General features: G+C 41.7%; 26 protein-coding genes. 25 read left to right on the top strand and 1 reads right to left on the bottom strand.

Features of this window, described 5'->3' with window-relative positions:
- Positions 1 to 121 precede the first annotated feature (121 nt).
- Together H5200_RS05455 and H5200_RS05450 are read left to right on the top strand one after the other, a co-directional pair.
- On the top strand, positions 122 to 907 hold the full coding sequence (locus tag H5200_RS05455) for a flagellin (protein WP_182761092.1): 786 nt from the start codon (positions 122 to 124) through the stop codon (positions 905 to 907).
- A 163-nt stretch (positions 908 to 1070) separates the two neighbouring features.
- A complete protein-coding gene (locus tag H5200_RS05450) occupies positions 1071 to 2507 on the top strand; it encodes a sigma-54 dependent transcriptional regulator (RefSeq protein ID WP_149981502.1) in 1437 nt (478 codons plus the stop codon).
- A 398-nt stretch (positions 2508 to 2905) separates the two neighbouring features.
- Here H5200_RS05450 and H5200_RS05445 read toward each other — a convergent pair whose 3' ends face one another.
- On the bottom strand, positions 2906 to 3493 hold the full coding sequence (locus H5200_RS05445) for a DNA-3-methyladenine glycosylase I (RefSeq protein WP_145239421.1): 588 nt from the start codon (positions 3491 to 3493) through the stop codon (positions 2906 to 2908).
- 140 nt (positions 3494 to 3633) lie between these two features.
- On the opposite strand from H5200_RS05445, the gene H5200_RS05440 reads away from it, so the two are divergent.
- The 23 genes from H5200_RS05440 (at position 3634) to H5200_RS05330 (ending at position 26565) form a co-directional block, all read left to right on the top strand.
- Entirely contained in the window at positions 3634 to 4746 is a 1113-nt protein-coding gene (locus tag H5200_RS05440) for a PAS domain-containing sensor histidine kinase (RefSeq protein WP_182739663.1), read from the top strand.
- On the top strand, positions 4743 to 6221 hold the full coding sequence (locus tag H5200_RS05435) for a sigma-54 dependent transcriptional regulator (protein WP_182718184.1): 1479 nt from the start codon (positions 4743 to 4745) through the stop codon (positions 6219 to 6221). Before H5200_RS05440 ends, H5200_RS05435 begins: the two co-directional genes overlap by 4 nt.
- A gap of 178 nt (positions 6222 to 6399) precedes the next feature.
- Positions 6400 to 6732 (top strand): flagellar hook-basal body complex protein FliE, encoded by a 333-nt coding sequence (fliE, locus tag H5200_RS05430; RefSeq protein WP_145239413.1) that lies wholly within the window; start codon positions 6400 to 6402, stop codon positions 6730 to 6732.
- Positions 6733 to 6752: 20 nt separating this feature from the next.
- A complete protein-coding gene (gene fliF, locus H5200_RS05425; RefSeq protein WP_182718183.1) occupies positions 6753 to 8468 on the top strand; it encodes a flagellar basal-body MS-ring/collar protein FliF in 1716 nt (571 codons plus the stop codon).
- A complete protein-coding gene (gene fliG / locus H5200_RS05420; protein ID WP_145239407.1) occupies positions 8461 to 9501 on the top strand; it encodes a flagellar motor switch protein FliG in 1041 nt (346 codons plus the stop codon). Before fliF ends, fliG begins: the two co-directional genes overlap by 8 nt.
- Before the next feature lie 3 nt (positions 9502 to 9504).
- On the top strand, positions 9505 to 10323 hold the full coding sequence (gene fliH, locus H5200_RS05415; RefSeq protein ID WP_145239404.1) for a flagellar assembly protein FliH: 819 nt from the start codon (positions 9505 to 9507) through the stop codon (positions 10321 to 10323).
- 18 nt (positions 10324 to 10341) lie between these two features.
- Positions 10342 to 11676, top strand: a complete 1335-nt coding sequence (fliI, locus tag H5200_RS05410) for a flagellar protein export ATPase FliI (protein ID WP_145239400.1) — start codon at positions 10342 to 10344, stop codon at positions 11674 to 11676.
- Positions 11676 to 12122 (top strand): flagellar export protein FliJ, encoded by a 447-nt coding sequence (gene fliJ, locus H5200_RS05405; protein ID WP_149981493.1) that lies wholly within the window; start codon positions 11676 to 11678, stop codon positions 12120 to 12122. Before fliI ends, fliJ begins: the two co-directional genes overlap by 1 nt.
- Positions 12123 to 12251: 129 nt before the next feature.
- A complete protein-coding gene (locus H5200_RS05400; RefSeq protein ID WP_182761091.1) occupies positions 12252 to 14546 on the top strand; it encodes a flagellar hook-length control protein FliK in 2295 nt (764 codons plus the stop codon).
- 102 nt (positions 14547 to 14648) lie between these two features.
- The gene (gene fliL / locus H5200_RS05395) at positions 14649 to 15179 is read left to right on the top strand and encodes a flagellar basal body-associated protein FliL (protein ID WP_149981489.1); all 531 of its coding nucleotides are present in this window, start codon (positions 14649 to 14651) and stop codon (positions 15177 to 15179) included.
- Between the two features lie 9 nt (positions 15180 to 15188).
- Positions 15189 to 16280 (top strand): flagellar motor switch protein FliM, encoded by a 1092-nt coding sequence (gene fliM / locus H5200_RS05390; protein ID WP_149981487.1) that lies wholly within the window; start codon positions 15189 to 15191, stop codon positions 16278 to 16280.
- A gap of 22 nt (positions 16281 to 16302) precedes the next feature.
- Positions 16303 to 16701 (top strand): flagellar motor switch protein FliN, encoded by a 399-nt coding sequence (gene fliN / locus H5200_RS05385; RefSeq protein ID WP_149981486.1) that lies wholly within the window; start codon positions 16303 to 16305, stop codon positions 16699 to 16701.
- Positions 16698 to 17081, top strand: coding sequence for a flagellar biosynthetic protein FliO (gene fliO / locus H5200_RS05380; RefSeq protein WP_145239382.1), 384 nt, complete (start codon positions 16698 to 16700; stop codon positions 17079 to 17081). Before fliN ends, fliO begins: the two co-directional genes overlap by 4 nt.
- 4 nt (positions 17082 to 17085) lie before the next feature.
- Positions 17086 to 17826: a flagellar type III secretion system pore protein FliP gene (gene fliP / locus H5200_RS05375; RefSeq protein WP_182718180.1), complete on the top strand. Its 741-nt coding sequence runs from the start codon at positions 17086 to 17088 to the stop codon at positions 17824 to 17826.
- Between the two features lie 43 nt (positions 17827 to 17869).
- On the top strand, positions 17870 to 18139 hold the full coding sequence (locus H5200_RS05370; RefSeq protein WP_182718179.1) for a flagellar biosynthetic protein FliQ: 270 nt from the start codon (positions 17870 to 17872) through the stop codon (positions 18137 to 18139).
- 1 nt (position 18140) lies between these two features.
- Positions 18141 to 18920, top strand: coding sequence for a flagellar biosynthetic protein FliR (fliR, locus tag H5200_RS05365; RefSeq protein ID WP_145239372.1), 780 nt, complete (start codon positions 18141 to 18143; stop codon positions 18918 to 18920).
- Positions 18921 to 18929: 9 nt separating this feature from the next.
- Positions 18930 to 20060, top strand: coding sequence for a flagellar biosynthesis protein FlhB (flhB, locus tag H5200_RS05360; protein ID WP_149981481.1), 1131 nt, complete (start codon positions 18930 to 18932; stop codon positions 20058 to 20060).
- Between the two features lie 95 nt (positions 20061 to 20155).
- Positions 20156 to 22264 (top strand): flagellar biosynthesis protein FlhA, encoded by a 2109-nt coding sequence (gene flhA, locus H5200_RS05355; protein WP_149981479.1) that lies wholly within the window; start codon positions 20156 to 20158, stop codon positions 22262 to 22264.
- Between the two features lie 23 nt (positions 22265 to 22287).
- Positions 22288 to 23769: a flagellar biosynthesis protein FlhF gene (flhF, locus tag H5200_RS05350; RefSeq protein WP_182761090.1), complete on the top strand. Its 1482-nt coding sequence runs from the start codon at positions 22288 to 22290 to the stop codon at positions 23767 to 23769.
- Positions 23762 to 24622 carry a MinD/ParA family protein gene (locus H5200_RS05345; protein WP_149981477.1) on the top strand — a complete coding sequence of 287 codons (861 nt, stop codon included), beginning with the start codon at positions 23762 to 23764 and terminating at the stop codon, positions 24620 to 24622. The genes flhF and H5200_RS05345 overlap by 8 nt, the downstream gene beginning before the upstream one ends.
- Positions 24623 to 24648: 26 nt before the next feature.
- A complete protein-coding gene (locus H5200_RS05340) occupies positions 24649 to 25359 on the top strand; it encodes an RNA polymerase sigma factor FliA (RefSeq protein ID WP_149981786.1) in 711 nt (236 codons plus the stop codon).
- Between the two features lie 40 nt (positions 25360 to 25399).
- Entirely contained in the window at positions 25400 to 25783 is a 384-nt protein-coding gene (cheY, locus tag H5200_RS05335) for a chemotaxis response regulator CheY (protein ID WP_016708035.1), read from the top strand.
- 17 nt (positions 25784 to 25800) lie between these two features.
- Positions 25801 to 26565 carry a protein phosphatase CheZ gene (locus H5200_RS05330; RefSeq protein ID WP_149981475.1) on the top strand — a complete coding sequence of 255 codons (765 nt, stop codon included), beginning with the start codon at positions 25801 to 25803 and terminating at the stop codon, positions 26563 to 26565.
- The last annotated feature ends 13 nt before the right edge of the window (positions 26566 to 26578 follow it).

The raw sequence follows: 26578 nt of genomic DNA, 5'->3' as shown, positions 1-26578 counted from the left end.
ACCTATTAACAGAGTAGGTTAGCAAGCACGATGCCAAGTTAATTTAATTAAACAATGGTACAAAGTGCAAAATTTGGCAAATTAAGCTATAATTTAACCAATCAGCGTGTCGGAGCCTGTTATGAAAATTCAATCACCAGCAACTAGTTTTTTAAACCAAACACAGCAAACCAGTAACAAGCTTGCAGAGCAACTTGCTACGGGTAAAAAAGTCAACTCTGCGGCAGATGATGCCGCGGCATTGCAAATTATAGATCGGTTAACCTCCCAGCAAGACGGTTACAGCCAAGCGGTGAATAATGCCTATGATGGTATTTCTTATTCGCAAGCGACCGAGTCAAACTTGTCGGGTGTCAACGATGCTGTCTCGCGTATTCGTGAATTATCTATTCAAGCAGGTAATGACGCATTAAATGATAATGACCGTGCTGCTTTGCAAGAAGAAGTGGTGCAATTACAAAGTCAGATTACAGAGACGTTTGAAAATGCCAATTTTGCAGGTAAACCTTTGTTTGATGGTCAGTCGGTGTCGTTTCAAGTTGGTCCAGATGCGAATGCAAATCAAACGGTTACTCCTTCGGATGGTAGTTTTGCATCAGTAATATCAACAATTGATATTTCTACTCAAGCAGGTGCACAAGCTGCAATTGATATTAGTGACCAAGCGGCGGACGAAATTAACGCCCAGCGTGCTGAACTTGGTGCTTTTCAAAATACATTGGCTAGCACTATTAAAGGCCTGGGTACTCAGCAAGAAAATATTGCCGCGAGCCAAAGTCGAATTCAAGATACCGATTATGCTCAGGCGGTTTCACAGCAAGTATCAAATGATATTTTAGCTCAAGCGTCAATAGCACTGCGTGGCCAAGCTAACCAATCGGCTGAATCTATTTTAGGGTTATTATAACGGCTATGATAAAACAGTAATTCTTAAGTATTACTTGCAATTAGCTTAGTGTCTGTTTTTTGGCATCTATGTCAAAAAACTGCCGCTTTGTGCTTGCATCCCTGTCAAACTCGCTTACAATTTAAATTATTAATAGCTTGTAGTAACTGTGGTTCGCTAAATAATGATCTTGATTTTAGACAATAATAATAATCGTGCGATTGGTTTACATGCTGCGCTTACCTTTATTGGTGAGGCAGTGCAACTGCTTGACGATGCAAGCCTTGAACAAGAATGTGAAAAATACCAAAAGCAATCATGTATGGTGATCCTCGGTGCATTGCAAAGCTTAGATCATGAAAGCGTGATCAAGCGCCATCCAACAATACCATTTCTATTAATTGGTGAAACCCTTAAACCACTGTTGAGCATTGCCAATGTAGTTGGCCTTATCTGTGAACCTTTTAACCATGATGTAACGACTCAATTACTGCATGATTGCCAACAGTATCAACGGATGTTACCAAATGAGCATAAACACGCAAAACCGCACAAAACCTTTGATGGCTTAGTTGGTGAAACTGAAGCGGTTAAAGATGTACGCTTTTTAATTGAACAAGTTGCTAAAACGGACGCTAATGTATTAATTTTAGGCGAATCAGGTACTGGTAAAGAAGTGGTTGCTCGTAATGTTCATTTACTATCAAAACGTAATACAGGGCCATTTGTACCCGTTAACTGTGGGGCGATACCTGCGGAGCTGTTAGAAAGTGAGTTATTTGGTCATGAAAAAGGCGCGTTCACTGGTGCTATTTCAGCGCGTAAAGGCCGCTTTGAACTTGCCCAAGGTGGGACGCTTTTTTTAGATGAAATTGGCGATATGCCGCTACAAATGCAAGTAAAGTTATTACGAGTGTTACAAGAGCGCAGCTATGAGCGGGTTGGTGGTACAAAACCAATTCAAGCCGATGTGCGGGTGATTGCTGCAACACACCGTGATCTTGAACAAATGATAGAGCAAGGAAGTTTCCGCGAAGATCTATATTATCGACTCAATGTTTTTCCTATCGAAAACCCATCTCTTGCAGAACGTGCTGATGATATTCCATTATTATTAAAAGAGTTAATGCGCCGTATTAATGAGCAAAGTGGTACTACCGCTAAGTTTACTGAGCGGGCAATTGATAGTTTAAAAGAGCACACATGGCCGGGGAATATTCGCGAGTTAGCGAACTTAGTTGAGCGTATGGTGATCATGTTGCCAGATAAAGTGGTTGATATTCCCGATCTACCAGCAAAATATCGTTATATTGAAGTTGATGCTTATGAACCACAATATCCCGAAGAGCTTATGGAGCGTGATGCTTTCAATGATATTTTCAGTACTGGTTTTAGTGATTACGACGATGAGCCAGAAGTTGAAGCAATTCAGCCATCAGCAGACCTTTTACCCGACGAAGGGATTGAGCTAAAAGATTATTTAGCTGAGCTGGAAATTAGCCTGATCACTCAGGCCTTAGAGCGTTATGATTATGTCGTAGCGCGTGCTGCGGAGATCTTGGGTGTACGCCGCACAACCTTAGTTGAAAAAATGAAAAAATATAACCTATCACGAGATTAACAGCTAAGAGCAGGTTTTAGGTGTCAGGTAGCAGGTTTTAGGCAGAAATTAACCAAGCACGATGGAGATTACACCTGTAGAATGGGTTTCGTCATTACTCGTAGGCGTTAAGCTTGCTGACGCGCACACCGTCTTTAATTCGGGGGGGGGCTGTAGTGAATAAATCACTAAAAACTTTTTGCACAAAGAGAAAACAATGAGGGTAAATGAGAAGAAAAAATGCCACGGGCTTCGAGCAATGAGCTTCGAATACCCTAAAATCTGATACTTTTTTTTACCTCATAAGCGCAGCGCACTCTTAACCTCTTTGTGAATACATTTTAATTGCGCGGGATAAACCCGCGCCTACAAGATTAATTGCGCAAAGAGAAGATTTTCTAGCACCTAGCACCTTTCACCTAGTATTTTTCAATAATCTCAGCTTTACGAAAACAATCATTACTGTGATCATTCACCATACCACAGGCCTGCATATGGGCGTACACTGTGGTTGGACCTAAAAACTTAAATCCCCGTTTTTTTAAATCTTTTGCAAATGCAGTTGAGGCCTCTGTGATTGCAGGGTAGTCACTAAGTTTATCTAACTCATTCACTAACGGCTTACCACCTACAAACTGCCATTGATAGTTACTGAAGCTGCCAAATTCTTGCTGAATTTCAATAAAACGTTTGGCGTTATTTATAGTTGCTACAATTTTTAAACGATTACGTATAATTGTTTCATCAAGCATTAATCGTTCAACATCGTGCTCGTTCATTTGTGCGACTTTTTCTACATCAAAATCCAAAAATGCACGACGATAACCATCACGTTTCTTTAAAATCGTATACCAACTTAATCCTGCTTGTGCTGATTCCAGAGTAATAAATTCAAAAAGTGTTTGGTCATCATATACTGGGATCCCCCATTCATCATCGTGATAGGCAACATAGTCATCTTTACTGGTATCGAGCCAAGGGCAGCGACATAAATTTGTTGAATTCATAGTGTCTCCTTGCTTTGCTTATTTTAGTTTGTCATTTTTTTGTCGCGTTATTTATACGCTAAGCAAATGAAATTAATCAATATAATTGTTGGTACAATTTGTGCATTTAGCTAGTTAGATCCTGTAAACGAGAATGCATTATGGCCTTAGCTAATGTCTTAAAACCACAATTTATCACAGCGACCCAGTATAACCCATGTTTACTGCAAGAAGAGTACATTGGTGAGTTAAGTGAATTACGCCAGCAAGCCAGTTGGTTAAGTCATTTAGTAGATACAATGCCTGCGGGTGTTGTGGTGCTTGATGGTCGCGGTTTGATCGCTAAAGCTAATCAAATTGCAACAGACATGCTAGGGGAGCCACTCGAAGGTGAAAAGTGGTTCAGTGTGATCCAGCGCTCGTTTCGGCCCCAACAAGATGATGGCCATGAAGTATCGCTAAAAGATGGACGCTTAATTAAGTTAGAAATAACGGCATTAGCGCCAGAGCCAGGGCAATTAATCTTAATGACTGACTTAACCGAAACGCGTCGTCTACAAACACGCGTTGCACATATGCAGCGTTTAAGTGCATTGGGTAAAATGGTGGCATCTTTGGCACATCAAGTGCGAACACCACTGTCTGCTGCGATTTTGTATGCCGCTAATTTAGGTTCAAAGCGGTTACCCGAAAGCTCGCGAGGCAATTTTCATACTAAGTTAATGTCGCGTTTAAAAGATCTCGAAACCCAAGTAAACGATATGTTGTTGTTCGCAAAAAGTGGCGATCAGCAAGTTGTTGAACATGTTTCCATGCAGCAATTATTAACTGAAGTGAAAACTGGCGCTGATGCTATGGTCGCACTTAATAATAGTGAACTTCAGGTCAGTTTACCTGAGCCTGATATCGAGATAATGGGCAATAAAACTGCGCTTGCCAGTGCCATTCAAAACCTTATTCACAATAGTATTCAAGTCATTGGCAGTAATGCACTCGTTCAATTAAGTGCGCAGCGGGATGCGAGTGACCCCGAGCTAGTGTGTATTACTGTAAGTGATAATGGCCCTGGGGTCGATTTAAGCTTACTTGATAAATTATTTGAACCATTTTTTACTACCCGAAGCCAAGGCACAGGTTTAGGCTTAGCGGTAGTTAGTTCAGTCGCAAATGCACACCAAGGACGAGTTGCAGTAACGAACAATGCTCAAGGCGGAGCCTGCTTTAGTTTACTGTTACCTATTTGTACAAAGTCAACATCGGCGGAGGCAATATGAACAACACGATTTTAGTGGTTGAAGATGATGCAGGGCTTCGTGAAGCCTTGATTGATACGCTTGAAATGTCTGGAATAGATTGCGTTGCGGCTGACAGTGCCGAGCAAGCTATGGTGCTACTTAAAAAAGACAGCTTTTCGCTGGTCGTGAGCGATGTGCAAATGGGCGCGATGAGTGGTCTTGATTTACTGCGCAGCATAAATCTTAATTACCCTGATCTACCGGTTTTAATGATGACAGCGTATGCGACTATTGATGATGCTGTTGAGGCTATGCGGTTAGGGGCAATTGACTATATGGCCAAACCGTTTGCGCCCGAAGTGCTACTTAATATGGTAAGCCGCTATCTACCTGAGCCAGAAAAAGAAACTGATGGCCCGATTGTCGCCGATCCGAGTAGCATTCAGCTATTAGAACTTGCAAGTCGGGTTGCTAAATCGGATGCCAGTGTGATGGTGCTTGGTCCTAGTGGCTCAGGTAAAGAAGTACTCGCACGCTTTATCCATGATAAATCAGATCGCGCAGAGCAGCCATTCGTCGCAATAAACTGTGCTGCGATCCCTGAAAATATGCTCGAAGCTACATTATTTGGCTACGAGAAAGGCGCGTTTACTGGTGCGATTCAAGCTTGTCCGGGTAAATTTGAGCAAGCACAAGGTGGCACAATTTTACTTGATGAAATCACTGAGATGGATTTAGGCCTACAGGCTAAGTTACTACGTGTATTACAAGAACGCGAAGTTGAACGTTTAGGTGGTCGCAAAACTATTAAGCTAGATGTGCGTATTTTGGCTACCAGTAACCGTGATTTAAAAGAGGCTGTGGCTAAGCACCAGTTTAGAGAAGATTTATATTATCGGTTAAATGTATTTCCGTTGATGTGGCGTCCACTTTGTCAACGTCCAGGCGATATTGTCGTGTTGGCAAAGCATTTAATTGAACGTCATCTCAATAAAAGCAAAGAGCCTATCGCTGTACTTAGCGAACCGGCAGAGAAAAAATTATTAGCTCATACTTGGCCAGGTAATGTGCGTGAACTGGATAATGTGATCCAGCGTGCGTTGATATTACGCCACGGTGATATGATTGACGAAAGTGCTATTTTTATTGAAAATTTAACCCAGACTCCTCTAACTGCGGCTTTATCAGCAAGTTTAGTGCCGGTTAATTCAGCACCAGAAAACACTACTTCGGCGGTTACAAGTTCACCAACTAATGATGCTTATTATGATCTGCAAGCGCCAGCAATAAAAGCGACAGCAGAACGCAATCAGCTGCGTGAAGAATTACCAAGCTTGGATTCGGGAAGTTACAAAGATGAACTTAAAGATAAAGAGCATAGAATTATTTTAGAGACCCTAAATCGTTGTCAAGGCAAGCGTAAAGATGTAGCTGAAACATTAGGGATCAGCCCACGAACATTACGTTATAAATTGGCACAAATGCGTGATTTGGGGATCACCTTACCTGCTTAAGCCTCTATAATTTTTGTTTTCCTTCACTATTTAATTTACGCTCAGCCTTGCTGGGCGTAAACTTGTCAAAACTCTGACAACAAAAACACATCTCAAGCTATTGATATTAATTAATTTATTAGTTGGCATGCTTTGTGCTTTATTAAGTTATTAGTAAACTGCATCGTCAGAGACAATTATGAAAATTCAAAACAGCGCATTATTTCAAGAAATGCAATCTATGGCTCTCGAAGCTGGTCGTAGTAATCAAGTAAACAAATTACCGACGCAGGCGCAGCCTACTTCGAGCGCCCAATTTGGCGATTTGTTAAGTGATGCACTCAATACCGTGAATGGCCTTCAAGCTGATGCAAAACAAAAAGTCGTAGCGGTTGAAATGGGCGACCGAAATGTGTCATTAGCGGATGCGATGATCGCATCACAAAAATCATCGGTTGCCTTTGAAGCCACTGTACAAGTTCGTAACAAACTTGTAGAAGCCTATAAAGAAATCATGAACATGCCTGTTTAACTAGGTAGTGGAGAATTATTGTGGCGCAATCTAATCAATCAACAGATCTTGCTTTGGCCGGCGGCGGTATCGACCAAACTGATAATGACGATCAACAAGAACAAAAGTCAGGCTATTTAAGTGCATTAAACGGCGTTGATGTATTACGTCAGGTCACTTTAATTATTGCATTAGCGATTTGTTTAGCGATCGCTATTTTTGTGATTATTTGGGCACGTCAACCAGATATGCGTCCACTTGGAAAAATGCCAACGGAAGAGCTAATTCAAACGCTCGATTTTTTAGATGCACAAAAAATTGACTATCAACTTGATGGCAATGTGGTTTCTGTTCCTGAAAATGAATATCAAAATATTAAATTGTTAATGACCCGCGAAGGTATTGAGCAAGCGCCGAACTCGGGTACTGATATTATCATGCAAGATATGGGTTTTGGTGTTAGTCAGCGTTTAGAGCGTGAACGTTTAAAGCACGGTCGTGAACAACAACTTGCGCGCACGATCGAGGAACTACAAAATGTCACGCGTGCTAAAGTATTATTGGCAATCCCGAAAGAAAATGTTTTTGCTCGTCGTGAGAAAAAACCATCCGCAACAGTTGTATTAACTTTAAAACGTGGTCGTATGCTCGGTAGTGAAGAAGTGGACGCCATTGTTGATATTATTGGTTCAGCAGTGCAAGGTTTAGAGCCGTCACGAGTAACTGTAACAGACCAAAATGGCCGATTACTTAATTCAGGATCGCAAAGTGCGTTAGCTGCTCGCTCACGTAAAGAATACGATATTGAACGTAAACGTGAACAAGAATATCTAGATAAAATAGATGGTATCTTAATGCCAGTTATTGGCATGGGTAACTACACTGCACAAGTCGATTTAAGTATGGACTTTAGCGCGATTGAAGAAACTCAAAAACGCTACAACCCTGATTTACCAGCGGTACGCAGCGAAACCACTTTTGAAGAAAACAACATCGGCGGGTTAGCTATCGGTATTCCTGGCGCGCTGACAAATCAGCCCCCAGTGGATTCGAATATTCCTGAAGTTGCCGGTCAAGGTGGTGCAGGCTCTGGTTCATCACCCAGTCGCACTCATAAAGAGGCGACACGTAACTATGAACTTGATACTACTATTTCCCATACACGTCAGCAAAGTGGTGTTATTCGTCGAATTAGTGTGTCTGTGGCAGTCGATTATGTGGCAAAAGTGGGTGAAAATGGTGAAACGACTATGGAGCCTCGCTCAGTTGAAGCACTGTCAAATATTCGTCGTTTACTGCAAGGTGGTGTGGGTTTTGACTTACAGCGTGGTGATGCATTAGAAGTAGTGACAGTACCGTTTGTACGTGAACCGATGGACTTAGCTATTGAAGTACCACTGTGGGAACAAAACTGGTTTATGAAAGTTGTGCGTTTAGTGCTTGGCGCATTGGTTATTATAGTGCTAATCATGGCGGTGGTTAAACCTATGCTGAAACGCTTGATTTACCCAGATGATACCCTTGAAGAGTATGATGATGATGCGCTTAGTTCTGGTGTAGATATTGGTGATAACACCCTAGATATGCTAAATAAAGATTTTGATTCTGCTTCGGTTGGCTTCTCAAGTGATGGTACACTACAGTTACCAGACCTACATGGCGATGAAGACTTATTAAAAGCTGTTCGTGCCTTAGTAGCAAATGAGCCAGAACTCTCCTCACAAGTTGTGAAAGCGTGGTTAACTGAAGATGACTGATCAAGAACAAAAACAACTGCCAGCAGCGTTTGATGTTGATAAATTAGACGGTGTAGATAAAGCCGCAATTTTATTGCTAAGCTTATCCGAAGAAGATGCAGCGCAAATATTAAAGCACCTTGAACCTAAACAGGTGCAAAAAGTGGGTATGGCAATGGCGGCGATAGATGATCTATCGCAAGCCAAAATCAGTGCCGTGCACAATTTATTTATAGAACAAATACAAAGCTTTAGTACGATTGGCTTCCAATCAGAAGATTTTATCAAAAAAGCGCTTACTGCGGCACTTGGTGAAGATAAAGCGGCAAGCCTCATAGATCAAATTGTTATGGGATCCGGTGCCAAAGGCCTTGATTCATTGAAATGGATGGACTCAAAGCAAGTTGCCAATATTATTCGCAATGAGCATCCGCAAATTCAAACGATTGTTTTATCTTATTTGGAGCCTGAGCAATCGGCCGAAATTTTAGCGCAGTTTCCTGAAAAAGTGCGCTTAGATTTAACCATGCGTATCGCCAACCTTGAAGAAGTACAACCTGCGGCTTTACAAGAATTGAACGAGATCATGGAAAAACAATTTGCCGGACAAGCTGGTGCGCAAGCTGCGAAAATGGGCGGTTTGAAAGCGGCGGCTGATATTATGAACTACCTCGATACCAATATTGAAGGTCAGTTGATGGATTCAATCCGCGAGCATGACGAAGAGATGTCACAACAAATCCAAGATTTAATGTTCGTATTTGAAAACTTAATGGATGTTGATGATCGTGGTATTCAAGCTATCTTGCGAGAAGTCCAACAAGATGTACTGATGAAAGCCATCAAAGGTACAGATGATGCATTGAAAGAGAAAATCCTCGGCAATATGTCAAAACGGGCTGCAGAGATGCTTGCTGATGATTTAGAAGCAATGGCACCTGTGCGGATCAGCGAAGTTGAAGCCGCGCAAAAAGAGATCTTATCTACGGCACGTCGTCTCGCTGATTCAGGTGAAATTATGCTTGGTGGTGGTGGTGGTGAGGAGTTCTTGTAAACCATGAGCAAACCTACTCAATATCAAGGTCGTCCTTTACGAGCCAGTGAAGCAGTTGATGAATTATTAGAAAACTGGCCAATTCCAGATGTTACGCAAGACACTCGAAAATTCGATGGTCGTTCAACGGCGTTTGGTACACCGCTGGCCGATTTATATCGTAAAGAGCTTGAAGAAAGTGAACAAGCACTAGAGCCCGAAGAGCCTGAGCTGCCTTCGTTAACGATGGCTGAGCTGGAACGAATTCGTCAAGATGCCTACGAAGAAGGCTTAAAACAAGGCCACGAGCAGGGTTATATTGATGGTTTTGAAAAAGGCGTAGGTGAGGGAAAAGAAGCCGGTTATAAAGAAGGCATTGAGCTTGGTAAAACACAAGGTCAAGAAGAAGTAAAACCACTGATTGAAGAACAGCTAACGGGTCTAAAAGCATTGTTGGATAGTTTGTCAGCGCCATTAGCTAAAGTCGATGATGACGCCGAAAAGCAACTTGTACAGTTAACCGTAATGCTAACCGAAGCGTTAGTTTATCAAGAAATTAAAACCTCCCCTGAAATTATTTTGCAAAGTTTAAAGCAGTGTATCGATGCGTTAGCCAATGAGCAGCAAAGTGTGCGTATTCATTTACACCCTGAAGACATTGAACTGGTTAAAAATAGTTATGGCGAAGCTGCACTAGCTGAAAACCATTGGCAGTTAGTTGCAGAGCCGACTTTAGATCGCGGCGGTTGCCAAGTAAAAACACCTCAGTCATCTATTGATATGACTATAAAAACCCGCGTCAAAGAAACGTTGGATAGTTTTTTGCATAGTAGTGGTATCTAACTCCATTTTTGGTTTGCAATGAGTTCTCAACCACGCCCATTAAGTGAACGTTTACAACAGTATCAAAAACATATTCATAGTCCAACGCCTGCTGTTGCGGGAATTTTAACCCGTGTTGTAGGGTTAACATTAGAGGCGAAAGGATTACGCGCGCCAGTTGGCAGCCAATGTAAAATTGAAACCATGCATGGTTTTGTTGATGCTGAAATTGTTGGTTTTAATGACCAGACGCTTTACTTGATGCCAAATGACCATATTTCTGGTGTACTACCTGGTGCGCGAGTTATCCCACAAGTAAATGATACCGGACTGCCTGTTGGTATGTGTTTACTTGGTCGTGTTGTTGATGGCTTAGGGCGTCCGTTGGATGGGCTTGGAGCTATTAAAGCAGAGCATTACTTAAAATTTGCACAAAATTCCATTAACCCATTATCTCGACGACCAATTACGCAGCCGATGGATGTTGGCGTACGCGCTATTAATTCAGTGATAACTGTTGGCCAAGGCCAGCGCATGGGGCTATTTGCAGGCTCAGGCGTGGGTAAGTCGGTATTACTGGGTATGATGACCCGAGGCTCAGAAGCGGATGTAATAGTTGTTGGTTTAGTGGGGGAGCGTGGCCGCGAAGTAAAAGAATTTATCGAAGAAATACTCGGTGTGGAAGGGCGTAAACGTTCTGTCGTAGTTGCCGCGCCCGCTGATGCATCACCATTAATGCGATTAAAAGGCTGTGAAAGTGCGGTAACTATCGCGGAGTACTTTCGCGATCAAGGTTTAAATGTTTTATTGCTACTGGATTCTGTAACGCGTTATGCCATGGCGCAGCGCGAAATAGCGCTTGCGGTTGGTGAACCACCAGCGACTAAAGGTTATCCGCCTTCAGTGTTTGCAAAGCTACCCGCGCTGGTGGAACGTGCTGGTAATGGCGGCGAAGGGCAAGGCTCTATCACAGCGTTTTTTACTGTACTGAGTGAAGGGGATGATATGCAAGATCCGATTGCTGATGCGGCGCGAGCCATTTTAGACGGTCATATCGTGTTATCCAGAGAGCTCGCTGACAGTGGTCATTATCCTGCTATTGATATAGAAAAATCGATTTCACGGGTGATGCCACAAGTTGTCTCAGAAGCACATATGCAACAAGCGCGAGTGTTAAAACAAGTGTATTCAATGTTCCAGCAAAATAAAGATATGATTACTTTAGGTGCTTATCAAAAAGGCACCGACCAAATGCTTGATCAGGCCATTAATATGATGCCAAGAGTGAATGCATTTTTACAACAAGGCATGAAGGATGTGATCAGCTATGACGATGGCCTACAAGGGCTTGCGCAATTATTAGGACAAGCATAATGGCAACCAATAAGCTCAGTTTATTGCTGAAAATAGAAAATGATAAAGAAGAAGCTTTACGGATAAATTATTTACAAGCGCAGCAAAACTTGCAAGGCAATCAACAAAAATTGCAAGGCTTGAATAACTTTCGCTTAGAATATACTCAGCAATTACATGTAAAAGGAAAGTCCGGTTTAAGTAGCGCCGGGTTTAGTCAATATCATGCTTTCATTGCCAAAATCGAAGAAGCCATTCGTCAACAAGCGAATACTGTCAGTACCGCTAAACAAGTTGTCTCACAACGCCAAAGTTTATGGCTTAAACAGCAGATTAAGGCTAAAGCGGTTGCTAAGTTAATAGAAAAACAGCAACTTAAAGCGAATGTGATCGCACAAAAAAATGAACAAAAAATGCTTGATGAATTTTCCGCAAATCAATTTTACCAAAGACGTCGCGTTTTATAGTCTATTGCCCAAAAAAGGGTTATTTATTAATTCAAATCAGCTTAGGCATATTATTTGCTTGTTTAATGTAATAAGTATTTATTCTGGCAAACTGCGGCGGCAAATTGCCACTTTTAATCTAGGTGAATTATGGCTATTAGTGATCTTTCAGTGTTTATCTCAACTGAGCAGGATGTTCAGTTAAATAAAAAAGACAGTGCCAAAGGTGGTGCAGCAGCAGATAAAGAAAGTACTGATAGTGACTTTTTTAGCCAATTACAAAGTGCCAACAATGCTGCGGAAACATCTACCAAGGTTAATTCAACGGGTGCTGAGCCACGTTCAGCTGAAGCCGTAATTGTTGCTGAAAAAGCACAAGAAACGTCTGTTGACAACAGTGATGAAAATGCGATGTCTGGTGATGCAATGCTTGCGCAAATAACGGCGGCTAATAACATGGACACTCGGGTAAATAATACGCCAACTATTGAAAATTCCTCATTACTTTCAAAGTTGGGGAAATACAGCGAGGAAAAAATAGACCCTAAGCTTGTTAAAGTCACTGGAGCCCGTCCAATTGATGATGTTACGCCTATTATTGATACAGAGACTCCTGCTACTGATGATCCGATTGCACAATTAGTCGATAAACAGCTAAAACCATCGTTACTTACAGAAAAAACGCTGCTGGCAGAGGCAATTGATAAACAACTTCAGCTAAAGGGGAACACTCCGCCTGATGATGCAGTTACTCCTATTATTGATGATATTCAAGTCGCAAAAGAGACATCGCAAAATAAAGCGATGGCAATGCAGCCAACAATCCAACAAGCGGTTGCTACTACAACTGCTTTAAAAAGCGGGCAAGTTGACAATGACGCAGCTCAAATAATTGCTGCTGCAAATACAAGCCAAGGTAAACCACAAGACAGTGAAGTATTAGCTAAAGGTTCCGACGCTATGCTTGCTCAGCAAGGAAAACCTCAACAGAGCGCAGCACTAACTGCAGATGCAGCAGTTACTAACGTTACTGCTAACGCTAAACAAGCAATCAAAAGTGCCACTGAAGTAGCAATGGACGCTGAAGCGGTTAAAGGTGTTGCTTCAAGCTCTCAAACTGATGTATCAGAAAAAGCAGCTGAACAGTCAAAGCGTAATAATAGTGCTGTATTAGAGCAAATCAGCAAGGTATTACTTAACTCAACGACAACTGTGCAAAAAAATGAAAATCCACTGTTGGCGAGCTTAACACCGGAGCAGCAAAAACAGCTACAAACTCAGGTTGATGTCATTCGTCAGCAAGATCCATCACCGGCTAACATAACTGACTTAAAAAAAATGCTGGGTGAATTTGTAGCGCTTAATAGTAAAGAAGTTGCAAAACCTACCACGGCAGTTGCGACAATGAACACCGCAGAGCTAACTCAACTAAGTAAAGATATTTCGCTGTTAAGCTCTGTGCAAAAGCAGGCATTAAGCCAGCGATTACAAAATTTTGTGAGCAATGAGCAGCCCAAAGGGGCTTTATTAACTCAGATAAATAAGGCGATTACTGAATTAGCCCAGCCAGAGAGTACCGAAAAAAGGACTGAGTCAAAAGCTCAATTGACGGTTCAGTCAATGGCAGATAATTTAGCAAGCACTACAACTACCAATAGCAGCACCGCTAAATCAGATACAAATAAAGTATCTGCGCCACAAGATGCACTTATAAAGGCTGCAAGCAAAGAGCAAGAAGTGAAACTGGCAGTACAAGATAATGTTCTAAAAAGCGAGCAATTTGCTGAAAATATTAAAGCAGAGCAAAACCCTGTGCGCGACAACACATTGGCACGTGTAAATCAATTGTTTGGCCAGCTCACCGGATTAACCACTGCAGTTACAACAGCCACGGCTGTAGAAGGGAGTGAGCAAAGTTATCAACAAGCCTTGGCTGATATGCAAGTAATGCATGCTCAGCAAGCGAGTCCTACATCACAGACAAGACAAATAAATATTGATCCAACTACGTTACAAGCGTTGAATATCATGAAAAGTGATGCTGCCAAGTTACTGCAAGAACGAGTGAGTGCATTGTTAAGCATTAATAATAAAGAAGCTGAAATACGTCTTGATCCGCCAGAAATGGGCAGTATGCAAATTCGTATTCGTAGCGATGCAGAACAAGCTCACATTAACTTTGTGGTGCAAAATCAGCAAGCCAAAGAAGCCCTTGAGCAATCAATGCCGAGATTACGGGAAATGTTAGCGCAGCAGGGAATTGAACTGGGTGAAAGCAGTATCCAGCAGGGGAATAGTCAAAGTGATACTGGTGGTGACGGACAACAAAATGGTCGTGGTCAACAGGCAAATCAGCAACAAAATGAAGAGGAAACTGCATTAACTCAGCAACCAATTCGCGGCTCTGGGCAACAATCTTCATCATCAATAGATTACTATGCCTAACACCTGCTATTATATAAGGTATAAGACTATAAAAATAAATAACTTGATGGTGCGCGGTGACACTCGTAATATCGCTATTATCAAGGCATAAAGGAAAGCGGCATGGCTGAAGAAGCAAATTTAGAAATTGAAGATGGCAGTAAAAGTAAAAAAAAGCTGATTATAATTATTATTGCTGCGGTATTGGTAATTGGTGGTGCCGCTGGCTTTTTCTTGATGTCAGGCTCAGACGCTGCTCCTGAAACACTTGCAGACGAATCGGTTGCACCTGCAACTGAAACTGCAGAGGTAAGTGGCAGTGGTGCAAAGGTTGGCAGTGCTTTATATGTTGCGATGCCTCGACCTTTTATTTTTAACGTACCAGGTGCAAGTCGTGACCGTATTGTGCAAATAAAAGTGCAATTATTAGTGCGCGGTGATGTGAATGAAGAAACGGCCAAAAAGCATATTCCACTAATTGAAGGTACATTGCTTGGTGTGTTTTCAACCACCACCGCAGATGAACTGGGCACTAGCGAAGGAAAAGAAACCCTGCGAGTAGCAGCGCTTGATAAAGTACAAGCGGCGTTAATGGACGTAGAGGGAAGTAAAGTAATCGAGCGGGTGTTGTTTACCGGCTTTGTAATGCAATAAGGGGTCAGCGTGAGCGATTTATTATCCCAAGATGAAATCGATGCCCTGTTGCATGGTGTCGATGAAGTCGAAGAGGAGGATCTACAGGACGGTGATGATGGCAGCGGTAATACGCTACAATACGATTTTTCTTCACAAGATCGTATTGTTCGTGGTCGCATGCCGACTCTGGAGATTGTGAACGAACGATTTGCTCGACACATGCGAATTAGCTTGTTTAATATGATGCGCCGCACTGCTGAGGTTTCTATCAATGGCGTACAAATGATAAAGTTTGGTGAATATATCCACACTTTATTTGTTCCTACCAGTCTTAACATGGTGCGCTTTCGTCCTCTTAAAGGTACTGGATTAATCACCATGGAAGCACGGTTAGTGTTTATCTTGGTTGATAACTTTTTTGGTGGCGATGGTCGCTATCATGCGAAAATAGAAGGTCGTGAATTTACGCCTACTGAGCGCCGTATTGTACAAATGCTATTAAAAATAATCTTTGAAGATTACAAAGAAGCATGGGCGCCGGTAATGGACGTGTCTTTTGAATATCTTGATTCAGAAGTTAATCCAGCAATGGCGAATATCGTCAGCCCCACCGAAGTAGTAGTGATCAGTTCATTCCATATTGAGCTGGATGGCGGTGGCGGAGATTTCCATATCGCATTGCCGTATTCAATGCTTGAACCTATTCGTGAATTACTCGATGCTGGTGTGCAATCAGATACTGAAGATACCGATTTACGTTGGAGCAAAGCCTTACGTGATGAAATTATGGATGTTGAAGTTGAAATATCAACACAACTGCTTGAAGTTGATTTAACCTTAGCGCAAATTATGGAGCTTAAGGCTGGGGATATTATTCCTGTTGAAATGCCAGAGCACATAACGGTGTTTGTCGAAGAGCTGCCGACCTTTAGGGCGAAAATGGGTCGTTCTCGTGATAACGTTGCGCTGCAAATTAGTGAAAAAATTAGACGTCCTGAATCAGTCAAATCAGAGTTGCATGTCTTTACAAAAGGTGGCAAAAAGCTTGATTCAGATGCGGAATTAGCAGAACTAGAAGATGATCTACACCTTTCAGAAGGCGTAGATTTAGACTGGTAAGAGAATTAAAAGGTTTAATAGTATGAGTGATGACCAAGATACAATGGACGAATGGGCGGCTGCTTTAGCCGAAGCCGAAGGAACCGACAGTTCTGACGGTGCCAAAGTAACTGAACTTGACGAGTTAAGTGATACTAGACATGAAATGAGTGGCGAAGAAAAACGCAAACTCGATACAATTTTAGATATCCCGGTAACTATTTCGATGGAAGTTGGGCGTTCAAAAATCAATATTCGTAACTTACTTCAGCTTAACCAAGGTTCAGTTGTTGAACTTGATCGTGTTGCCGGTGAACCACTGGATGTATTAGTTAATGGTACATTGATAGCGCACGGTGAAGTCGTCGTAGTTAATGATAAATTTGGTATCCGCCTCACTGACGTGATCAGCCAAGTTGAACGGATCAAAAAGCTGCGATGAGCAGTTGGCTTTTTTTATCGACTGCAGCAAGCTCAGCACTGCCCGCAGCGACACCTATGGGCGACTTACTCTCAATGGTAATGTCTTTAATCATGGTGCTAGTACTGATTGTGGTACTGGCATTTTTGGTTAAAAAACTAAACCCCAATTTAGCAAATACCGACGAATTTAAAGTGGTGCGTAGTTTACCATTAAGTGCGCGAGAGCGATTAATGGTCGTCGAAATTGATAATTGTCAGCATTTATTAGGTGTAACGCCGCATAGTATTAACTACCTGCATAAATTAGAAACCCCGTTAACAGAAAAAGAGTTGCCAGCCCTAGCACAACGTTTTGGCAAGCTATTAAACCCACAAACTAACCACATTAAAAAGAATTAATAATATGACTAAGTGGCTGCTTATACTTTTTGCATTCGTTTTTATTCCCTCAGTTAACGCCGAAGGCATTGAAGCGTTAAGTATTACGACTAATCCAGATGGCTCGCAAGATTATTCTGTAACCTTGCAAGTTCTGGCTATTATGACCGCGCTGAGCTTTATACCCGCTGCGGTGATCATGATGACCTCATTTACTCGCATTATTGTAGTACTGGCTATTTTGCGCCAAGCAATTGGTTTGCAACAAACACCATCAAATCAAATACTGTTAGGTATGTCGCTATTTCTAAGTATTTTTATAATGACGCCGGTTTATCAAAAAGTGAATCAGCAAGCCATTGAGCCATATTTAAATGAGCAGGTGACCTCGATTCAAGCGCTTGAACTAGCTAAAGAGCCGATGAAGGAATTCATGCTCTCACAGGTGCGCATAAAAGATTTAGAAACCTTCGCTAAAATTGCTGGGTATGACAAGTTAGACTCACCTGAAGCGACGCCATTAATTGTATTGATCCCCGCATTTATAACCAGTGAATTACAAACCGCATTTATTATTGGTTTTATGTTTTTTATTCCATTTTTGATAGTCGATTTAGTCGTTGCGTCAGTTTTAATGGCCATGGGTATGATGATGCTCTCGCCGATGATTGTGTCTATGCCGTTTAAAATTATGTTGTTTGTACTTGTCGATGGCTGGAGTTTAGTAATGGGCACTTTAGCGAAGAGTTTTGGCTTAGGTACTTGATATGGCAATACAATACTTTGCCTACAAAGGTTAGGAGGGGACCATGGAACCGGAAATTTTTGTTGACATACTCAGCGATTCTTTGTTTTTAGTTATTAAGTTAGTCTCCGCAATTGTGGTACCAGGTTTATTAGTGGGTTTAGTGGTTGCCGTTTTTCAAGCTGCTACATCAATCAATGAACAAACATTAAGCTTTTTGCCGCGCTTATTAATTACCATCAGTGCGTTAATTGCTGGAGGGCATTGGTTAACGCAAGAGTTAATGGATTTTTTCACTCGTTTAGTGCTTATCATCCCAGAGATAGCAGGCTAGTATGGAGTTTCCTTTTTCAGTCATTATTCAGTGGCTGAGTGACTTTTTGTTACCACTAGTACGGATCAGCTCGATGATTATGATCATGGCGGGGCTGGGTGCTAAAAATGTGCCTACGCGGATCAAGATGGGTCTAGCGGTAATGATTACCTTTTTAGTTGTACCAGTACTTCCGCCTGCGACATTTAATAACTTATTCTCTTTTGAGATGATCTTGGTAGTTATTCAACAAATGTTAATCGGTGTTGCGATAGGTTTTGCTTCTGTATTGATGTTGAATACTTTTGTGTTAGCAGGGCAAATATTAGCAATGCAAACTGGTCTTGGTTTCGCCTCAGTTGTTGATCCCTCTAATGGTATGAGTGTGCCTGCTGTTGGGCAGTTTTATTTGATTCTAGCCACGCTATTATTCTTTGTATTTAATGGCCATTTAATGATGATCCAAATGGTAGTGCATAGCTTTGAAGTGCTGCCAATCGACGGTAATTGGTGGGCGGTTGATCATTATTGGGACATAGTGACGTGGGGCGGCTGGATGTTTACTACCGCCTTGGTGCTATCTTTGGCGCCTTTAACAGCTATGCTGGTGATTAATATGTCGTTTGGTGTGATGACCCGTGCAGCACCGCAGTTAAACATTTTTTCAATCGGTTTTCCGTTTACCTTGGTTGCAGGTTTAGTCATTATTTGGGCAACCTTAGGTAACTTTGTTACTCAATTTGAATTTCAATGGTTAAAAATGATTGAGTTAATGTGTACTTTAGTTGGTTGTTCCCCATAGGAGAGAGTGATGGCTGAAGATTCAGGTCAAGAAAAAACCGAAGAACCCACGGGGAAAAAAGTAAGCGACGCGAAAAAGAAAGGCCAAGTTGCGCGCTCAAAAGAGCTTGGCACCATGTTTGTACTTATTTTTTCAGCCATTTCATTACTTATGTACGGACCTGAGATTGGCAAGGGACTGTATAATATAATGGGTCGCATGCTCAGCTTGAACCGTAATGAAACGTACGATACCACTAAAATGTTTTCAGTGTGGGGAGCGGTGGCCGATGCGCTAGTGTTTCCGATGGCGATGTTTGTGTTTATTATTGTGCTGGCGGGTATCATAGGTAATACCTTGTTAGGTGGTTTTAACTTTAGTTGGGAGGCGGCAGCACCTAAAGCCAGTAAAATGTCACCAGCAAAAGGTATAAAGCGGATGTTAGGTCCACAAGCGGGCGTCGAGTTGGTGAAATCGATTTTAAAGTTTGTGGTAGTAGCTGGCTTTGCTATCTTTTTGATCAACACCTTCTTTGATGAAATTCTTCATCTGAGTATTGAAAGTGCGCCGGGCAATATCATTCATGCCTTAGAGATACTCGCATGGATGTTTTTAGGACTGACCTGCACCTTAACCATTATTGCTGCGATTGATGCGCCATATCAAAGTCATAAACATCACAAAGAATTAAAAATGACTCTACAAGAAGTCAAAGATGAATATAAAAATTCTGAAGGAGATCCGCAAATTAAAGCACGTATAAGACAAACGCAAAGACAAATGTCGCAGCGACGCATGATGCAGGATGTGCCAGATGCCGATGTAGTTGTTACCAACCCTACCCATTACTCTGTGGCATTAAAGTACGACACAGAGCGCGCTGGCGCGCCGATAGTCGTTGCCAAAGGTGTTGATGAGATGGCGATGCAAATTAGGAAAATAGCCATTGGTAACGAGGTACCCATCCTTGAATCCCCCATGCTAACTCGAGCACTGTATCATACTGCCGAAGTAGGAGAGCAAATCCCTGACCAACTATTTACTGCAGTCGCACAAGTTTTAGCTTATGTATTTCAGCTTAAACGCTTTCAAAAAGGCCGTGGTAAACGCCCTACAAAATTGAATAAAACACTCCCAATTCCAGATGCCTATAAGTATTGATTTGAATAATCAGTATTCTTTTAAGCTAGTAATTAATAACTTGGAATAGTTATTGCAAATTCCGTTTAGTGTCAATTTTTTGAAATTGTAGAATTATGGAATTTAAAGCTGTATTACAACAACTTAATAAAGATAAAAAAGAGTATTTAAAAGGTGTTGGTACACCTTTGCTGGTGCTCGCTGCGTTGGGTATGGTGATTTTACCGTTACCGCCATTTTTACTCGACATTCTTTTCTCGTTTAATATAGCTTTAGCATTAGTGGTGTTGTTAGTGACAGTTTACACCATGAAGCCTGTTGAATTTGGTATGTTTCCAGCAGTGCTATTGATCGCAACGATTATGCGTTTGGCACTAAATGTTGCCAGTACCCGGGTGGTGCTGCTTGAAGGTCATAACGGTGGTGATGCCGCAGGTAAAGTAATTGAAGCTTTTGGTTCAGTGGTAATTGGTGGCAACTACGCGGTTGGTTTAGTGGTGTTTTTGATTTTGATTATCATCAACTTTGTGGTAATCACCAAAGGTGCAGGCAGGATCTCTGAAGTATCGGCACGCTTTACCTTAGATGCGATGCCAGGCAAACAAATGGCCATTGATGCTGACTTGAATGCGGGTTTTATTAGTGCAGAGCAAGCACGAGATCGCCGTGAAGAAGTCACCCGTGAAGCGGACTTTTATGGCTCTATGGATGGTGCGAGCAAGTTTGTAAAAGGTGATGCGATTGCTGGTATTGTAATACTGATCATCAATATTGTTGGCGGCTTGTTTGTTGGTATGATCCAGCATGATTTAAGCTTTGGCAACGCCATGGAAGTGTATACCTTGCTGACCATTGGTGATGGCTTAGTTGCACAATTACCATCATTACTGTTATCAATTGGCACTGCAATTGTTGTTACTCGTCAAAATGAATCGCTCAACATGGGCGATCAATTTAAGAAACAACTCGGTAACGAGAAATCATTATTTATCGCCTCGGGTATTTTAATCGTGATGGGTTTAGTACCGGGTATGCCACATTTTGCCTTTTTAAGTCTTGGTGCATTACTTGGTTACTTAGCGTATTACACCCAGCAAAATAAGCTAAAAGAAGCAGCAGCAAAAGAAGCAGAAGCTACCAATGGTGGTGCAACAGGCACTGGTGTTGCTAACAAGCAAGAGCAAAAAGAGCTAGGTTGGGATGATGTACAACAAGTTGATGTAATTGGCCTTGAAGTTGGCTATCGCTTAATTCCATTAGTTGATCAATCACAAGGTGGCGAACTATTAAACCGGATCAAAGGGGTACGTAAAAAGTTATCTCAAGAACTTGGTTTTTTAATTCCACCGGTGCATATTCGCGATAACTTAGAGTTAGACCCAAATGCATACAGAATTACCATGATGGGTGTTTCAAGTGGTGAGGGGGAGCTTAAGCACGGTGATGAGTTGGCTATTAATCCTGGCCAAGTATTTGGTCCAATAAAAGGCATTGCTACTAAAGATCCGGCCTTTGGTCTAGACGCTATTTGGATCAAACCAGATCAAAAAGATGAAGCACAATCACTCGGTTATACCGTGGTTGATGCAGCAACAGTGGTAGCAACGCATATTAGTCAGTTACTAACTAACAGCGCGGCCTTGTTACTCGGCCACGAGGAAGTGCAAAATCTATTAGATATGCTGGCAAAAAGTCATCCTCGTTTAGTTGAAGGGCTAGTGCCAGATATTTTACCACTAACAGCAATTGTTAAAGTATTACAAAATTTATTAAATGAAGGCGTTGCTATTCGCGATATGCGTTCAATTGTACAAACCCTTGTTGAGTATGGCCCTCGAAGCCAAGATCCTGATGTATTAACCGCAGCAGTGCGAATTTCACTGCGCAGATTAATTGTTCAAGACGCGGTTGGAATGTCATCAGAAATCCCTGTCATAACCTTGGCGCCTGAGTTGGAACAGATGTTGCATCAGTCACTACAAAATGCAGGCGACGAAGGTGCCGGAATAGAGCCAGGACTTGCAGAGCGACTTCAACAATCATTAAATGAAGCGCATCAAAATCAAGAAATGGCCGGTGAACCTTCGATATTGCTAACGTCAGGAATGTTACGCACTGTGTTATCTCGTTTTGTTAAGTACACCATTCCAGGATTGCGAGTGATGTCTTATCAAGAGGTACCAGACGAAAGACAGATCAAGATTGTCAGCTCAGTAGGCCAATAATCGGATTTTAAAGGGGTTGAACCATGAAAATAAAACGTTTTTATGCTAAAGATATGCGCACCGCACTGAAAGAAGTTAAAGATGAACTCGGTGTAGATGCTGTAATCATGTCAAATAAAAAATTAGCCAATGGGGTAGAGATTGTTGCCGCCGTTGATTATGAAAAAGCAGCCCCGAAAGCACCTGCACAAGCACATGTTGCTACGGCACAAGCACAAACAAATGCTAACTTTGTTAAACCTGCGCCACAACGTACACAGCCTGAGCCGCAAGCTGCGGTAGCTGATAGCTTACAAGCATTATTAGAGCGCCAATCACCGCGTCCACGCTCACCTGAGCTTGCGTCGATGTTTAGCCAGTCAGGGATTGATACATCAACTCAGTATCAACCACAGCAACAACATCAAGCACAGCAAACTCGCCATGAACCACAAGCACATAATGATTTTGCTCGTCGCGATACTGCGCCGCGTCCACAAACGCAAGCACATAGCTTAGGTTTTGATGATGATCTAGAAAGTGGTTTTGATGATTTAGATACTCCGATGCCAACAAAAAGTGCAGCCAAAACAGATGAAATCACCGCTATGCGTGATGAAATGGCAGCGATGCGTCAATTACTTGAGTATCAAGTATCTGGATTGATGCAACAAGATTTAGCGCGTCGCGACCCTACTCGCGCATGCATGATCGATCGTTTAGTCGGAATGGGTATTGACAGTGAAGTTGCAGAGCAAATGGCTTGTTTTATTCCCGATGATGTGTCACGTCAGCAAGCATGGCAAGCGCTATTGCAAATGGTTGAAAACCAAATGCATACTACAAATAATGAAATACTACGCCAAGGCGGCGTATATGCTCTTGTTGGACCTACTGGGGTTGGTAAAACTACAACCGTGGCAAAACTTGCAGCCCTTGGCGCACAAAAATATGGCGCAGATAAAGTTGCGCTTATTACCACTGATACTTACCGTATTGGCGCTTATGAACAGCTTGCTACTTATGGCCGAATCATCGGTTGTGGTGTAAAACAAGTTAAAGATGCCAATGAATTAGCAGAAGTTTTATATCATTTACGAAATAAGCGTCTAGTATTAATAGATACAGCGGGAATGAGCCAACGTGATTTACGTTTAACTGAGCAGTTAAATACACTAATGCGTAATCAACGTGTCGATATTCGCAATTATTTAGTGCTCAGTGCGACCGCACAAATTAATGTTTTACAAGAAACCGTAAGACACTTTAAGAAGGTACAATTAAGTGGCTGTATTTTCACTAAATTAGACGAATCATTAAGTTTAGGTGAGATTATTAGTATAGCGATTCAAAATCGCCTTCCAATAGGGTATCTTACTAACGGTCAGCGCGTTCCAGAGGACATTCGGGTCGCCAATGCAGAGAAATTAGTAAAAAAAGCAGAACAATTGTATTTAAAAAGAACAAAAGCACAACATTCACGACGCCAAGCAGTAGCGTCAAGCACAGTAGGGATGTATGATTAACACAGTATTAGATCAAGCAAGTGGCCTGCGTAAAATGAGTCAAAACAATAATAACGGCGTTAAAGTTATCGCTGTAACAGGTGGCAAAGGTGGCGTAGGGAAAACTAACGTCTCACTTAACACTGCGATTGCGTTGGGTCAGCTCGGAAACCGAGTGTTAGTACTGGATGCCGATTTGGGTTTAGCAAATTGTGATGTGATGTTAGGACTTAGGGTAGAGCGTAATCTATCTCATGTACTATCAGGTGAATGCGAGCTCGATGAAATTTTAGTTGAAGGGCCTGCAGGAATTAAAATAGTACCAGCGACGTCAGGCTCGCAAAGTATGGTGGAACTTTCACCATCAGAACATGCTGGGTTAATTCGCGCTTTTAGTGAATTAAATACCGAATTTGATATATTAATTGTTGATACTGCTGCTGGTATCTCTGACATGGTATTAAGTTTTTCGCGCGCAGCGCAAGATGTCATGGTAGTAGTATGTGATGAACCGAGCTCAATAACTGATGCTTATGCATTAATCAAAGTATTGAGTCGTGAGCACGGTGTGTATAAATTTAAAATCGTTGCTAATATGGTGCGCAGCATGCGTGAAGGCCAGGAACTATTTGCTAAGCTCTCAAAAGTAACGGATCGCTTTTTGGATGTCTCAATGGAATTGGTAGCAACAGTCCCGTATGATGAAAATATGCGTAAAGCAACTCGTCGTCAGAAAGTGATTGTTGATTTATTTCCAAGTTCCCCAGCAGCAATAGCATTTAAAACATTAGCGACAAAAGCAGTTAAATGGCCTATACCTAATCAACCATCTGGTCATTTAGAATTTTTCATAGAAAAATTAGTAAACGGCTAACTATGACGGCATCGGTGAATAAAGCGATGGGATATCAATCGACACAAAATTTAAATGTGATTGTTGAGCGACATGCTTCCTTAGTCAAAAAAGTGGCTTGTCATTTAATCGCTCGTTTACCCGCGAGTGTGCAACTCGATGATTTGATTCAATCGGGGATGATAGGGTTAATTGAAGCATCAAAGAACTTTGATGCGACTAAAGGTGCAAGCTTTGAAACCTTTGCAGGCATTCGTATCCGTGGTGCGATGCTGGATGAAATGCGCCGAGGTGATTGGGCTCCACGCTCAGTGCACCGTAATAGCCGCAGAGTCGCTGAAGCGATTAGTGAGCTAGAAAGCAGCCTGAATCGAGAACCTAAAGACAGTGAAGTTGCTGAAAAACTTGATATTACGCTAGATGAGTACCATCATATTCTTAGTGATGTAAATTCAAGTAAAGTGTTAGGTATAGAAGACTTAGGGGTAGATGAAGATGTTATCACACCAGTGGGACATGATTTAGCACTGGACAAGCCCTTTAATAACGTTAAAAATGAACGCTTTAATCAATCATTATTAACAGCTATACAATCTTTACCTGAACGAGATGGGTTAGTATTGTCGCTGTATTATAACGATGAAATGAATTTAAAAGAGATTGGACATATACTCGATGTAAGTGAATCGCGTGTGAGTCAGATACATGGTCAGGCGATGATTAAGCTCAAAGCAAAAATCAATGACTGGATTAATTAGTAGTAAGTAAATATAGGTTCAGACCTCACCGGAGGATGTTTTGGATAAAAACATGAAAATTCTTGTTGTTGATGATTTTTCGACGATGAGACGTATTATCAAAAATCTGTTAAGAGATTTGGGTTTTACAAATGTACAAGAAGCTGACGATGGCTCAACAGCTTTACCGATGTTGCAGAATCAAGAATTTGATTTTGTAGTTACAGATTGGAACATGCCTGGCATGCAAGGAATCGATCTCTTGCGCGCTATTAGGGCCGATGACAGCCTGAAACACATTCCTGTTTTAATGGTAACAGCAGAAGCTAAAAAAGAACAAATTGTTGCTGCTGCACAAGCTGGTGTTAACGGTTATATCGTTAAACCATTTACAGCTGCAACACTGAAAACCAAATTGGAAAAAGTGTTTGAGCGTTTAGGTTAAATAAATAGGAGAGGCTTATGTCAGCACCTGCTGCGCCTCAGATCAGTTTAGAACAAGCCCGTCAGCTTGTGGTTTACCTTGAAAACGGTGAACAAGATAAAGCTGATCAGTTAATTATTGATGCGGCGTCAAAAGAGCAATCAGAATTATTTGCCGAAGTAGGCAAACTTACGCGTCAGCTTCATGATGCGTTGAAAAATTTTGAGCTTGATACACGTTTAGCTGATTTGACCAAAGATGCACTACCCGACGCGAAGCAGCGTCTTAACTATGTTATGGAAATGACCGAAAACGCTGCTAATAAAACCATGGATGCTGTAGAAGCAAGTTTACCCATTGCCCAACAGCTTGCTGATGACATTTCAGACATTAAACCCACTTGGGATCGTTTAATGAACCGTGAAATTGAGCTAGGTGAATTTAAAACACTTTGCCATAGCTTAGATAAGTTCATGAATAGCTCGCAAACTAAAACGGATGAGTTGCAAGGACTCATGACCAATGTGTTAATGGCACAAGATTTTCAAGATTTAACCGGTCAAGTGATCCGTCGGGTTATCGAGCTTGTTAGAGAAGTAGAAGACAGCTTGATCCACTTGTTGACAGCATTTGGCAGCCAAGATGATAACGAAACAAAAACAATAGCACCAGTCATTGAAAAACCGCCTGCTGAAAATACACTTGCAGGCCCTGAAGGGCCAATTATTGATAAAGAATCTCGTGATGATGTTGTCTCAGGACAAGATGATGTTGATGATTTATTATCAAGCTTGGGCTTCTAAGAGGAGAAAACTG

The organism is Pseudoalteromonas sp. SG43-7 (genome assembly GCF_014164295.1).
Classification (GTDB): Bacteria; Pseudomonadota; Gammaproteobacteria; order Enterobacterales; family Alteromonadaceae; genus Pseudoalteromonas; species Pseudoalteromonas rhizosphaerae.
Note: the sequence above shows the minus strand (reverse complement) of the source record. Positions and strands in the feature narration are given on the sequence as shown.

Bases quoted from the DNA above. Each gene is read 5' to 3' on its own strand.
- H5200_RS05455 (WP_182761092.1), top strand. From the start codon at position 122: ATGAAAATTCAATCACCAGCAACTAGTTTTTTAAACCAAACACAGCAA.
- H5200_RS05450 (WP_149981502.1), top strand. From the start codon at position 1,071: ATGATCTTGATTTTAGACAATAATAATAATCGTGCGATTGGTTTACAT.
- H5200_RS05445 (WP_145239421.1), bottom strand. From the start codon at position 3,493: ATGAATTCAACAAATTTATGTCGCTGCCCTTGGCTCGATACCAGTAAA.
- H5200_RS05440 (WP_182739663.1), top strand. From the start codon at position 3,634: ATGGCCTTAGCTAATGTCTTAAAACCACAATTTATCACAGCGACCCAG.
- H5200_RS05435 (WP_182718184.1), top strand. From the start codon at position 4,743: ATGAACAACACGATTTTAGTGGTTGAAGATGATGCAGGGCTTCGTGAA.
- fliE (WP_145239413.1), top strand. From the start codon at position 6,400: ATGAAAATTCAAAACAGCGCATTATTTCAAGAAATGCAATCTATGGCT.
- fliG (WP_145239407.1), top strand. From the start codon at position 8,461: ATGACTGATCAAGAACAAAAACAACTGCCAGCAGCGTTTGATGTTGAT.
- fliH (WP_145239404.1), top strand. From the start codon at position 9,505: ATGAGCAAACCTACTCAATATCAAGGTCGTCCTTTACGAGCCAGTGAA.
- fliI (WP_145239400.1), top strand. From the start codon at position 10,342: ATGAGTTCTCAACCACGCCCATTAAGTGAACGTTTACAACAGTATCAA.
- fliJ (WP_149981493.1), top strand. From the start codon at position 11,676: ATGGCAACCAATAAGCTCAGTTTATTGCTGAAAATAGAAAATGATAAA.
- H5200_RS05400 (WP_182761091.1), top strand. From the start codon at position 12,252: ATGGCTATTAGTGATCTTTCAGTGTTTATCTCAACTGAGCAGGATGTT.
- fliL (WP_149981489.1), top strand. From the start codon at position 14,649: ATGGCTGAAGAAGCAAATTTAGAAATTGAAGATGGCAGTAAAAGTAAA.
- fliN (WP_149981486.1), top strand. From the start codon at position 16,303: ATGAGTGATGACCAAGATACAATGGACGAATGGGCGGCTGCTTTAGCC.
- fliO (WP_145239382.1), top strand. From the start codon at position 16,698: ATGAGCAGTTGGCTTTTTTTATCGACTGCAGCAAGCTCAGCACTGCCC.
- fliP (WP_182718180.1), top strand. From the start codon at position 17,086: ATGACTAAGTGGCTGCTTATACTTTTTGCATTCGTTTTTATTCCCTCA.
- H5200_RS05370 (WP_182718179.1), top strand. From the start codon at position 17,870: ATGGAACCGGAAATTTTTGTTGACATACTCAGCGATTCTTTGTTTTTA.
- fliR (WP_145239372.1), top strand. From the start codon at position 18,141: ATGGAGTTTCCTTTTTCAGTCATTATTCAGTGGCTGAGTGACTTTTTG.
- flhB (WP_149981481.1), top strand. From the start codon at position 18,930: ATGGCTGAAGATTCAGGTCAAGAAAAAACCGAAGAACCCACGGGGAAA.
- flhA (WP_149981479.1), top strand. From the start codon at position 20,156: ATGGAATTTAAAGCTGTATTACAACAACTTAATAAAGATAAAAAAGAG.
- flhF (WP_182761090.1), top strand. From the start codon at position 22,288: ATGAAAATAAAACGTTTTTATGCTAAAGATATGCGCACCGCACTGAAA.
- H5200_RS05345 (WP_149981477.1), top strand. From the start codon at position 23,762: ATGATTAACACAGTATTAGATCAAGCAAGTGGCCTGCGTAAAATGAGT.
- H5200_RS05340 (WP_149981786.1), top strand. From the start codon at position 24,649: ATGGGATATCAATCGACACAAAATTTAAATGTGATTGTTGAGCGACAT.
- H5200_RS05330 (WP_149981475.1), top strand. From the start codon at position 25,801: ATGTCAGCACCTGCTGCGCCTCAGATCAGTTTAGAACAAGCCCGTCAG.